Origin of the sequence: Streptomyces sp. NPDC087263 (genome assembly GCF_044744645.1) — a bacterium.
Taxonomy (GTDB): Bacteria; Actinomycetota; Actinomycetes; order Streptomycetales; family Streptomycetaceae; genus Streptomyces.
In genome coordinates this window covers 258,711-269,192 of the sequence record NZ_JBIUYT010000001.1, presented here as the reverse complement: position 1 = coordinate 269,192, position 10,482 = coordinate 258,711, and the positions used below count along the sequence as shown (strand labels likewise).

The window sequence follows — 10,482 nt, the reverse complement described above, 5'->3', positions numbered from 1 at the left end:
CTCTGAGTACCCCAGGAGCGACCATGAGCGCTGTGAACCCCGCTGGAGGCGACACCGCGGCGGACCGTTCCTGGCCCCGGTTGCTGAACGGCCTGCTCGACGGCCGTGACCTGAGTGCGGACGACACCGCCTGGGCGATGAACCTGATGATGCGCGGTGAGGCGACCGACGCGCAGATCGCCGGGTTCGCGGTGGCGCTGCGGGCCAAGGGAGAGACCGTCGAGGAGATCACCGGACTCGTACGGATGATGTACGAGCACGCCAACGTGATCGAGGTGCCGGGGAGGACCGTCGACATCGTCGGTACGGGCGGTGACGGGGCCAAGACCGTCAACATCTCCACCATGGCGGCGATCGTCATCGCCGGGACGGGCGCGAAGGTCGTCAAGCACGGCAACCGGGCGGCTTCCTCCGCCTCCGGGGCGTCCGACGTGCTGGAGAAGCTCGGGGTCAATCTGCAGCTGACGACGGAGCGGGTGGCCGAAGTGGCCGAGGAGGCCGGGATCACCTTCTGCTTCGCGGTGAAGTTCCACCCGGCGCTACGTCATGTGGGCGCCGCACGGGGGCAGTTGGGCATCCGCACGGTCTTCAACGCGCTCGGTCCGCTGACGAACCCGGCACGGGTGAAGGCGCAGGCCGTCGGCGTCGCGGACCCCCGCATGGCGCCCATCGTGGCGGGCGTCTTCGCCGAGCGCGGCAACTCCTCGCTGGTCTTCCGCGGCGACGACGGGCTCGACGAGCTGACCATCACCTCCACTTCCCGGGTGTGGGTCGTACGGGACGGAAAGGTCACCGAGGAGACCTTCGACCCGAGGGACGTCGGCATTGACCTGGTCCCGATCGAGGCGCTGCGGGGCGCGGACTCCACGTACAACGCGGACGTGGCGCGCCGGCTCCTCGACGGCGAGACGGGGCCGGTGCGGGACGCCGTGCTGCTGAACTCGGCGGCGGCGCTGGTGGCCCTGTCGCCGGGTGACGGGCCGCTCGCGGAGCAGATTCGCGCGGGGATGGCGAAGGCGGCGGAGGCCGTCGACTCGGGGGCGGCGAAACGGACGCTGGAGCGGTGGGTGGCGGCGACCAACGCGTAGTTTGCGAGGCGGTTCGCAGGGGGCCGGGCCGAAGAGGTCCGGCCCTTTCCGCGTTCCGGGATCCGGACACGGGTTGCGCCGTCGCGATCGGTTCGGTTAGTTTTTTCGGCAGGTCATGAGTGACAGTCATGAGGCCCCGGCCGACTGTCCGGCAACCCTCCGTCCGTGGCGGGGTGCCCCGGGTGAAGACCAGGCCGTAGGCAGCGAGGTCTGCGGCAAGCGCGGACCCCTCGCCCTCTTCTGAGTGGTTAAGGCCCAGGGGTCCTGGTCATTCGAGGGAGCCTTCTGTGAGCAAGCGAATGCGATAGGGCGTAGAGCCCCTCTTCCGCCTATCCCTGTCACCCCCCTTCCCGCGCTGAGCGTCCTCTCCATGGACCGGCTCGCGCGGTGATTTCCCTGCGTCTCACAGGAGTTCGCCATGTCTGTCTCCACCGTTGCCACCGACCAGGCCGTTTGTACCCAGTTGCCCGTTCTGGGGCGAGATGTCACCGTCCCGCTCGTCACCGGTGGCGAGGTCACGTACGCCGCCCTCGACTACGCCGCCAGCGCCCCGGCCCTCCAGCGGGTGTGGGACGACGTGGCCGCTTACGCCCCGTACTACGGCAGCGTGCACCGGGGGGCCGGGTACCTGTCCCAGCTCTCCACCGACCTCTTCGAGAACTCCCGCACCACCGTCGCCGAGTTCCTGGACTGCCGTGAAGACGACCAGGTCGTCTTCACCCGGTCGACCACCGACTCGCTCAACCTGCTCGCCGCCGCCCTTCCGGCCGACTGCCAGGTCTTCGTCTTCGAGACCGAGCACCACGCCTCGCTGCTGCCCTGGCGGGACGCGCAGGTGACGTACCTGAACGCCCCGCGTACGCCGGGGGAGGCCGTCGCGGCCCTGGAGCGTGCGCTCAGCCACCGCGACCCCCAGGGCCCGGCCCTCGTCTGTGTCACGGGCGCCTCGAACGTCACGGGTGAGCTGTGGCCGGTGCGTGAGCTGGCCGCCGCCGCGCACGCGCACGGCGCGCGCATCGTCCTCGACGCCGCGCAGCTCGCCCCGCACCACCCGGTGTCGGTGCGCGACCTCGACGTCGACTGGGTCGCCTTCTCCGGGCACAAGCTGTACGCCCCCTTCGGCTCCGGTGTCCTCGCGGGCCGCTCCGACTGGCTGCGCGCGGCCGAGCCGTACCTGGCGGGCGGCGGCGCCAGCCGCAAGGTGTCGCGGCGTACGGACGGCGGCGTGGACGTGGAGTGGCACGAGAGCGCCGCCCGGCACGAGGCCGGCTCGCCGAACGTGATCGGCGTCTACTCGATCGCCTCCGCCTGCAAAGCGCTCACCGAGGCCGGTTTCGACACGCTCGTCGCCCGTGAGCAGCACCTGATCGAGACGGTCCGCGCGGGTCTCGCCGAGGTGCCCGAGGTCAGGGTCCTCTCGCTCTTCGGCGACGACGCCCCGCGCGTCGGCGTCATCTCCTTCGTCGTGGAGGGCTGGAACAGCTCGCACTTCGCGGCCGCGCTGTCCGCCGAGTACGGCATCGGGGTGCGTGACGGCCTGTTCTGTGCCCACCCGCTGGTGCGCACCCTCCTCGGCAGCGACCCGCAGACCCAGGGCGAGTGCGGCGCCCCCGAGGCCGCGCCCGGCGAGAAGTCCCTCAACGCCATCCGCGTGAGCTTCGGCGCGGGCACCCCGGACGAGCACGTCGAGCGTTTCGTGCGCGCGGTCAAGGAGCTCGTCCGGGACGGCGCGAAGTGGAACTACCGGACGCAGGACGGGCGTTGCGTTCCCGCCGTGTGATCGCCTGACAGGAGCACGGCGTATACGCTCCCCTTCGGCGGCCGTACGGCGAACAGGGGAGTCACGGGGAGTGCAGGCGCTGCGGGAGACGGATCCACGGCGGATCGGTCCGTACGAGGTACTCGGGCGGCTCGGCGCGGGCGGCATGGGCGAGGTCTATCTCGCCGAGTCGCGTGCCGGGCTCCGGCTGGCCGTGAAGGTGGTGCGGGCCGAGCACGCCCAGGACCGCACCTTCCGCGCCCGGTTCCGCCAGGAGGTGCGGGCCGCGCAGACCGTCGGGGGGAGCGGCACCTACACCGCGCGGGTGATCGACGCCGACCCGGAGGGCGAACGGCCTTGGATGGCAACGGAGTTCGTCGAGGGGCCGAACCTGCGTGACGCGGTACTCGACGTCGGGCCGCTGCCCCAGGACGCGGTGCTCACCTTCGCGGCCGCACTGGGCGAGGCCCTCGCCGCGATCCACGCCAAGGGCATGGTGCACCGCGACCTCAAGCCGTCCAACATCCTGCTGGCGCCGGACGGTCCGCGGGTCATCGACTTCGGGATCGTACGGGCGCTGGAGGCGACGGCGATGACCCGCACCGGCACCATGGTCGGCTCGGTCGGATACGTCTCGCCCGAGCAGATACGCAACGGCTCCGAAGTGGGGCCCCCGAGCGATGTCTTCGCGCTGGGCGCCGTGCTGGCGTACGCGTCGAGCGGCCGCGAGCCCTTCGGGGAGGGCCAGGACTCGGTGATCCTGCTGCGCATCGTCACACGGGACTTCGATCTTTCCGGGGTTCCGGCGCGCGTGCTTCCGCTGGTCGAGGCCTGTCTGCGGGAGGAGCCCGGGGACCGGCCCACCCCCGAGGAAGTGGTCGAGGCCGCAGGACACTCGGCGGCCTCCCTGCGGGCGGCTCTGCGGCCGGGGTGGCTCACCTCCGCACCGGCGACGGTCGCGGGGGACGAACGCTGGCTTCCGGAGCGCGAGTCGGGCGAGGGAGAGAGTCGCGTCGAGTACATCGCCCCGGCGACGGTCACGGGCGCTTCGGCGCCGGACCGCTTACCGGAACCCCAACGGCCTTCGCGGCGGGGGCTGTTGACGGCGGCGGCGGGCGGGGCGGTGGTCGCCGTCGGCGGGGGAGCCGGCTGGTGGCTCTGGCAGCCGGCGAGCGGAACGCAGGGCGGCGGGAACCCCGAGTCTCCCGAGTCCCTCCAGACCGCATCCGCGGCGGGCATGGAGGAGTCCGCGGCCTTGGCCTGGCAGTACGACGCCGCGGGGCTCGGCGGCCTGTACGGACCCTGTGTCGCCGTGTCGCCGGACGGCGAAGTCGTCTACCTCGGGGACACGAACGGGAAGCTGCACGCCCTGTCCCGTGCGGGCGGGCGGCGCTGGGCGCTCGCGCTCGGCGAGGAGGTGTCGACGCCCGTCGTCACCCCGGACGGGATCTTCTGCGTCGTCTGGGACCAGAAGAGGGCGCGGCGCCGGCTGTGCGCGGTGGACGCGACGGGCAAGCTCGGCTGGACCAGGAACGTCGGCGACAACGGCTACGACCCGCCGGTTCTCGCGGGTCGGGGCGTGCTGGTCGCCACCGGCGGCACCGATGAGGGAGGGTTCCGCTGCTACGCGGCCGACGGCACCGTGCTGTGGAACGCGTCGACCCCCGCAGGCCCGACCGGCACCCCGCTGGTGGCGGGCGGCGTGGTCTACGCGGGCACCTTCGGCGACGCCCTGGTGGCCCTGGACGCCGAGGACGGCACTAGGCTCTGGGCGGTCTCGACGGGCGTCGACGTCGGCCGTCCGGCGCTGGTCGGCGACATCCTCGTCGCCGTGTCGGACGGAGGGGCGAAGCGGCACGCGTTCAGCCTCGACGGTGAGCTGCTGTGGGATGCCCGGGCGGAGAGCAGCGGCCCGATGGTCGCCGGGAACCGGTCGCTCGCGATCACCACCGGGCGGGGCACCGTCGACGCGGTCAAGGCGGCCGACGGCTCCACCGCGTGGACGTATGAGATAGGCGGCGACTGGCTGCCGGGCCCGGTGGTGGCCGGGGACCGGATCTATGTGCGAAGCGGGCTCGTCCTGTGCGCCCTGGGCATGGACGGCAAACCGGTGTGGAGCGAGGCGCTCGGCAACTCCACCGGCGAGGACCAGCACAGCCCCGTGCTCAGTGGCAGGCGCTTCTACGTTCCCTCGGGCGGCGGAATCGCCGCGGTGGACCTCAGCGCCTGACCGGGACCGGCTCTCAGCCGCGCCTGCCCGGCACCGGCTCTCAGCCGTCCAGGCCGATCGCGAACGCCGCCTCCAGGTCGTGCTGGGAGTACGTGCGGAACGCGACGTGGGTGTCCGTGCCCTCGACGCCCGGGATCTTGCTGATCTTGCCCGGGATGACGTCCGCCAGGTCGTCGTGGGCCTTCACGCGGACCATCGCGATCAAGTCGTACGTACCGGTGACCGAGAAGACCTCGCTGACGCTTTCGAGGGCGGCGATCGACTCCGCGATCTCGGGGATCCGGTCCACGCTGGTCTTGATGAGCACGATCGCGGTGATCACGGCTGGTTTTCTCCCTCGGGGGCCGCGGCTGGGGCTTTCACTCTAGTCGTCCGGCCGAAACGCACCCACGCGTAGCCGAAGCCGAGGGAGAAGCCCACCAGGTGGGCCAGATAGGCGACCCCGGGTCCCGTGGAGGCGCGGCCCGCCGCCAGCCACTGCAAGGTCACCCAGAAGGGCAGCACCACCCAGGCCGGGAAGCGCAGCGGCAGGAAGAAGAGGAACGGGAAGAGACTGGTCACCCGGGCCTTGGGGAACAGGTACAGGAACGCGCCGAGCACCGCGGAGATCGCCCCGGAGGCGCCGACCAGCGTCTGCTGGGACTCCGCGTTGGCGATCGCGTAGCCCAGCAGGGCGAGACAGCCGCAGCCCAGATAGAAGAGGGCGAATTCGACGCGGCCCATCCGTTCCTCGGTCATCACCCCGAAGACGTGGAAGAAGAGCATGTTGCCCAGGAGGTGGAGCCAGCCGCCGTGGATGAACAGGGCCGTGGCGGGTGTGAGCGCCGCACGCGGGTCCCCGGTGAGGAGTTCCGCGGGCACCACACCCCAGCGCCGGAAGTAGGCCTGCTGGGCCGCCAGCAGCTCGTCCCCGGTGCCGTACACCGGATTGAGGCCGGACGCCGGGCCGATCACGAAGATCAGGCAGGACAGCACGATCAGCCCGTACGTCACCGGTGCCGGCTGACTCCGCACCGCTCTGCCGACCGTCGTACTCCAGTTGCCGATCATGGTGCAGAGCATGGCGTAACAGAACGGATGCACACAGAGTGCCTCGCCGCAGTGGACGGCCGAGCGTCGAGTACCCGCCAGGCCTTAGGGTTACGAGCCATACACGCCAGGGAGACTGGCGCGGTACGCACACCAGAAGGAAAACGACACCACATGACGGTTCCCCTCCCGACTGCCGAGACCCGCTGGCGCTGCACGCTCTGCGGCAACCTCACACGTTTCGACGTGACCCGTTCGTCGAAGGTCGTCGAGTACGTGCATCTCGACCTCGCCGGGGAACCCAAGGTCGAGGAACGCGAGGTGGTCAGTGAGACCATCGAGTCGGTGCGGTGTCGCTGGTGCAACGCGTTGGATCAGGTGGAACTCGTGGACAGGCCGGGCGCCGGCTCCTGAGGGAGCGGGCCCCGCACAGGTAATGAGGTGACGGATGGTGGAGACCACAGGCGGGGAGCCGGACGACGGCACCGCCGAGGTGCTCGACCGTCCGCTGCCCGACGGTGTGCGCCGGCGGGTCGTGCAGATCGTCTCCGACGGCTTCGGCGGGCTGACCATCGGCGAACTGCCCTCGCAGTTGCGGCAGTTCGCGCGGTTCGCGCCCAACCGGCGGGCCAAGTTCGCCGGTAACGCGATGGCCGCCGCGCTGGAGACGGACCCCCTGTTCAGACAGCGCATCGCCGAGAAGCTGAGAGAGGCGCAGTCGGAGCTGACCGGCGCGCTCGACTCGGGCGCGCCGCCCCCGGCCGCGGATCCGCTGGACGTGGCGGCCGCGGCTTATGTGCTGCGCCCCACGGGCTGGGTGAAGCTGGTGGCCGCCGCGGGCGAGGAGGCCCTGCGGGCGGACGCCGAGCGCGCCGACGAGGAGAGCCGGGCCGAGCTGGAGCGGCTGCGTCAGGAGCTGGCGGAGGCCCGCGGCCAGACGAAGGCGGAGACCGAGCGGCTGCGTACGGAGCTGGAGTCGGCGAAGAAGGAAGCCGAATCGCTTCACCGCAAGCTGCGCGGGGCTCTCAGCGACGTCAAGCGCGGCGAGGCGGCTGTACGCAAGCTCCAGGCCGAGTCGGACACCGCGCGGGCGGAGGGGCAGGCCCAGCTGTCGGCCGCCGAGAGTGAGGCCCGGCGGCTCAAGGCGCGGCTCGGGGAGGCCGAGGCGGCCCTGGAGGCGACGCGGAGAGCGACGCGCGAGGGCCGCAGCGTCGAGGACATGCGGGTACGACTGCTGCTCGACACCGTCCTTGAGGCCACGCAGGGCCTGCGGCGGGAGCTCGCACTGCCGCCTGTGTCCGTGCGGCCCGCCGAGACGGTCGACGCGGTCGAACCGGGACGGATGACACCGAAGGACATCGCGGCCCGGGCGCTTTCCGAGCACGACCCGGCGATCCTCGACCAGCTGCTCGCGCTGCCGCAGGTCCATCTGGTGGTCGACGGCTACAACGTCACCAAGACCGGCTATCCGCAGATGCCGTTGGAGAAGCAGCGGCTCAGGCTGCTCGGGCAGCTCTCGCAGCTCGCCGCGCAGACCGGGGCGGAGGTGACGTGTGTCTTCGACGGGGCCGAGCTGGCCGCGCCGGTGCTGCTCGCGCCGCCGCGCGGGGTGCGCGTGCTCTTCTCCAAGCCCGGCGTCACGGCGGACGAGTTGATCCGCCAGCTGGTGCGCGCCGAGCCGCCGGGCCGGCCGGTCATCGTCGTCTCCACCGACCGTGAGGTGGCCGACGGGATCGCCAAGGCGGGTGCGCGGCCGGTGGCTTCGGTCGTGCTCCTCAAGCGCTTCTCGCACGGCTGACCGGATGCCGCGTACGCCCCATAGGCAACCTAAGCGTCATGCGTAACGTCTGGGTGTGATGCCCGGATTGGCGGGATCTTCACACAACGTAGTGTCAAGTGCGCATTACTGGTGGTGAGTTGTCGGCAAAGAAACGCTCAGTGACCGAGATTTTTCCTGTCAGGATTTGAACTGATCACAAGAAGGTCACTAGGGTCAGGCCTCGAACCTCTGCTCGGGTGATCACTCATTGGGAGTGACGGTGGAGGGGGCCCGCCCGTCGGAGTGATCGGCAGGCGGCTGGAGGAAGAAGGAGCTCGCCTTCGTGGCGTCCCACCGTCGACCCAAGCAGCCGAGCCGCGCCCGTGTGACCGTGCTCACCACCGCCGCGGCCGCAGCCGTCGTCCTCAGCGCGAATGCCGCCAACGCCGCGCCGAGTGAGAAGCCGAGCGTGGACGACGTCAAGTCCCAGGTCGACAAGCTCCAGGACGAGGCCGAGCAGGCCAGCGAGAAGCTCAACGGCGCCACGGAGAAGCAGGACAAGCTCCAGAAGGAGATCGACACTCTCCAGGACAACGTGGCCCGCGGCCAGGAGGAGCTCAACAACCTCCGCGACGGCCTCGGTTCGATGGCCACCGCCCAGTACCGCACCGGCGCCATCGACCCCTCCGTGCAGCTCTTCCTCTCGGCCGACCCGGACGATTACCTCGACAAGGCGTCCACGATGGACCAGTTGAGCAATCAGCAGGTCGAGACGCTGAAGGAGGTCCAGGAGAAGCAGCGCGCGCTCGCCCAGCAGCGTTCGGAAGCCTCCGAGAAGCTCAAGGACCTCGCCACAACCCGCACCGAGCTCGCCAAGAACAAGAAGGAAGTCCAGGCCAAGCTCGCCGAGGCCAACACGCTCCTCAACAGCCTCACGGCCGCGGAGCAGGCAGCCCTCGACGCGAAGGAGGCGCAGGCCAGCACCGCCGCCCAGAACGCCGCCCTCAGCGGCTCCGGTGTCGCCTCCGGCCGGGCCGGCTCCGCGTACGCCGCCGCGCAGTCCGTGATCGGCTCGCCGTACGTCTACGGCGCCTCCGGCCCCTCCTCGTTCGACTGCTCGGGTCTGACCTCCTGGGCCTTCGCCCAGGCCGGTGTGTCCATACCCCGGACCTCGCAGGAACAGGCCAACGCCGGCACCCGGATCTACTCGCAGAGCGACCTGCAGGTCGGCGACCTGGTCATCTTCTACAGCGACCAGCACCACGTCGGCTTCTACGCGGGCAACGGCCAGGTGCTGCACGCCCCGCGCTCCGGCACGGTCGTGCGCTACGAGTCGATCAGCAACATGCCCTTCCAGTTCGGCGTCCGGATCTGACGCACGCGCTTCGAGAAGGCTGTCGCCACGCCGCCCGAACGGGCGAATCGCGGTGACTCCAGCTGACCCCACACCCCGCCGGTGACCTGCGTCTCCGGCGGGGTGTCACGTTGTGTGCCCGCCGGGGTCTTTGGCCAGTGCGTCGTCGCACGGCTACTGTCGGCCGCGTTTCCTCCAACTCAGGGGGAGTGACAGCGGAAGGGAGAGCGGCTACTCGTGGGGTCCCATCGCCGCTTTGCAGCGTCCGGCTTCGACCCGGGCGCCGGCGCCGCCGGTTTCGCCGTCTGCGTGATGTCCGCCGCCGCCGCGGCCCTCGGCGCCGTACCGGCCGCCGCCGTGCCGCAGGACGACACCCGGGCCGAGGTGGACCGCCTGTACGAGCAGGCCGAGAAGGCCACCGAGGCGTACAACAAGGCCGACGAACGTGCCGACTCGCTGCGCGAGGAGGTGAGTGAGGCCCAGGACGAGATCGCCCGGCAGCAGGAGCGGATCAACACCATGCGCGACGCGCTCGGTTCGCTCGCCGGGGCCCAGTACCGCTCGGGCGGTGTCGACCCGTCCCTCGCGCTGCTGTTCTCCGAGGACCCGGACGACTACCTCGACAAGGCCGCCGTCCTCGACCGGATCAACGCCCACCAGGCCGGCGAACTCAAGGAGCTCCAGTTCGCCATGCGCGACCTCGCCCAGCATCGCGAGGAGGCCGCCGGCAAGCTCGCCGAGCTGGAGAAGAGCCGCAAGGCCGTCGCCGACCACAAGCGCACCGTCGAGCGGAAGCTCACCAGGGCGCGGCAGTTGCTCAACGCCCTGCCCGACTCCGTGCGGGCCGCCTATGACCGGGCGTCCCGCTCCGGGCGCTCCGACATGCCCGACTTCGCGGGCACGGCCCCGGCCTCGGGACGCGCGGCCGCCGCCGTCGCCGCGGCCCGCTCCGCGCTCGGCCGCCCGTATGTGTGGGGCTCCAACGGGCCCGGCGGCTTCGACTGTTCGGGCCTCATGCAGTGGTCGTACGGACAGGCCGGGGTCGGTCTGCCGCGCACCTCGCAGGCCCAGCGGTACGCCGGGCGGCAGGTGCCGCTCTCCCAGGCGCAGCCCGGTGACCTGATCGCCTACCGCGACGACGCCAGCCACATCGCGATGTACATGGGCAACGGGCAGGTGATCCACGCGCCCTACCCGGGCGCGCCCGTCCGCTACGACCCCGTGGGCATGATGCCGGTCTCGTCGGTCACCAGGGTCTGACCG

Annotated in this window: 9 protein-coding genes and 1 riboswitch; of the genes, 7 read left to right on the top strand and 2 right to left on the bottom strand. The window is 71.1% G+C overall.

Translation table 11 applies throughout. The features are described 5' to 3' along the window. Positions 1-23 precede the first annotated feature (23 nt). From trpD to ACIPC1_RS01220, 3 genes are all read left to right on the top strand, one after another. The gene (trpD, locus tag ACIPC1_RS01230) at positions 24-1,088 is read left to right on the top strand and encodes an anthranilate phosphoribosyltransferase (RefSeq protein ID WP_402512246.1); all 1,065 of its coding nucleotides are present in this window, start codon (positions 24-26) and stop codon (positions 1,086-1,088) included. Positions 1,089-1,199: 111 nt separating this feature from the next. Continuing rightward, a riboswitch (SAM riboswitch) is annotated at positions 1,200-1,316 on the top strand. A 190-nt stretch (positions 1,317-1,506) separates the two neighbouring features. Further along, a complete protein-coding gene (locus ACIPC1_RS01225; protein WP_402512245.1) occupies positions 1,507-2,868 on the top strand; it encodes an aminotransferase class V-fold PLP-dependent enzyme in 1,362 nt (453 codons plus the stop codon). A 70-nt stretch (positions 2,869-2,938) separates the two neighbouring features. Next, the gene (locus ACIPC1_RS01220; RefSeq protein ID WP_402512243.1) at positions 2,939-5,077 is read left to right on the top strand and encodes a PQQ-binding-like beta-propeller repeat protein; all 2,139 of its coding nucleotides are present in this window, start codon (positions 2,939-2,941) and stop codon (positions 5,075-5,077) included. Between the two features lie 40 nt (positions 5,078-5,117). Here the strand turns inward: ACIPC1_RS01220 and ACIPC1_RS01215 are convergent, their stop codons facing one another. Together ACIPC1_RS01215 and ACIPC1_RS01210 are read right to left on the bottom strand one after the other, a co-directional pair. Then, a complete protein-coding gene (locus ACIPC1_RS01215; RefSeq protein WP_402512242.1) occupies positions 5,118-5,399 on the bottom strand; it encodes an Lrp/AsnC family transcriptional regulator in 282 nt (93 codons plus the stop codon). Then, on the bottom strand, positions 5,396-6,127 hold the full coding sequence (locus ACIPC1_RS01210; protein ID WP_402512241.1) for a rhomboid family intramembrane serine protease: 732 nt from the start codon (positions 6,125-6,127) through the stop codon (positions 5,396-5,398). The genes ACIPC1_RS01215 and ACIPC1_RS01210 overlap by 4 nt, the downstream gene beginning before the upstream one ends. A 153-nt stretch (positions 6,128-6,280) precedes the next feature. Between ACIPC1_RS01210 and ACIPC1_RS01205 the strand changes: the two genes are divergently transcribed. From ACIPC1_RS01205 to ACIPC1_RS01190, 4 genes are all read left to right on the top strand, one after another. Beyond that, positions 6,281-6,520, top strand: a complete 240-nt coding sequence (locus ACIPC1_RS01205) for a hypothetical protein (protein WP_266465096.1) — start codon at positions 6,281-6,283, stop codon at positions 6,518-6,520. 34 nt (positions 6,521-6,554) lie between these two features. Beyond that, the gene (locus ACIPC1_RS01200) at positions 6,555-7,904 is read left to right on the top strand and encodes an NYN domain-containing protein (protein ID WP_402512239.1); all 1,350 of its coding nucleotides are present in this window, start codon (positions 6,555-6,557) and stop codon (positions 7,902-7,904) included. Between the two features lie 304 nt (positions 7,905-8,208). Beyond that, positions 8,209-9,240, top strand: a complete 1,032-nt coding sequence (locus ACIPC1_RS01195; protein ID WP_402512238.1) for an NlpC/P60 family protein — start codon at positions 8,209-8,211, stop codon at positions 9,238-9,240. Between the two features lie 216 nt (positions 9,241-9,456). Then, the gene (locus ACIPC1_RS01190) at positions 9,457-10,479 is read left to right on the top strand and encodes an NlpC/P60 family protein (protein ID WP_402512236.1); all 1,023 of its coding nucleotides are present in this window, start codon (positions 9,457-9,459) and stop codon (positions 10,477-10,479) included. The last annotated feature ends 3 nt before the right edge of the window (positions 10,480-10,482 follow it).

What these genes read in the sequence shown, in the direction of transcription:
- trpD (WP_402512246.1), top strand. Translation starts at nt 24, where the DNA reads ATGAGCGCTGTGAACCCCGCTGGAGGCGACACCGCGGCGGACCGTTCC.
- ACIPC1_RS01225 (WP_402512245.1), top strand. Translation starts at nt 1,507, where the DNA reads ATGTCTGTCTCCACCGTTGCCACCGACCAGGCCGTTTGTACCCAGTTG.
- ACIPC1_RS01210 (WP_402512241.1), bottom strand. Translation starts at nt 6,127, where the DNA reads ATGATCGGCAACTGGAGTACGACGGTCGGCAGAGCGGTGCGGAGTCAG.
- ACIPC1_RS01205 (WP_266465096.1), top strand. Translation starts at nt 6,281, where the DNA reads ATGACGGTTCCCCTCCCGACTGCCGAGACCCGCTGGCGCTGCACGCTC.
- ACIPC1_RS01200 (WP_402512239.1), top strand. Translation starts at nt 6,555, where the DNA reads ATGGTGGAGACCACAGGCGGGGAGCCGGACGACGGCACCGCCGAGGTG.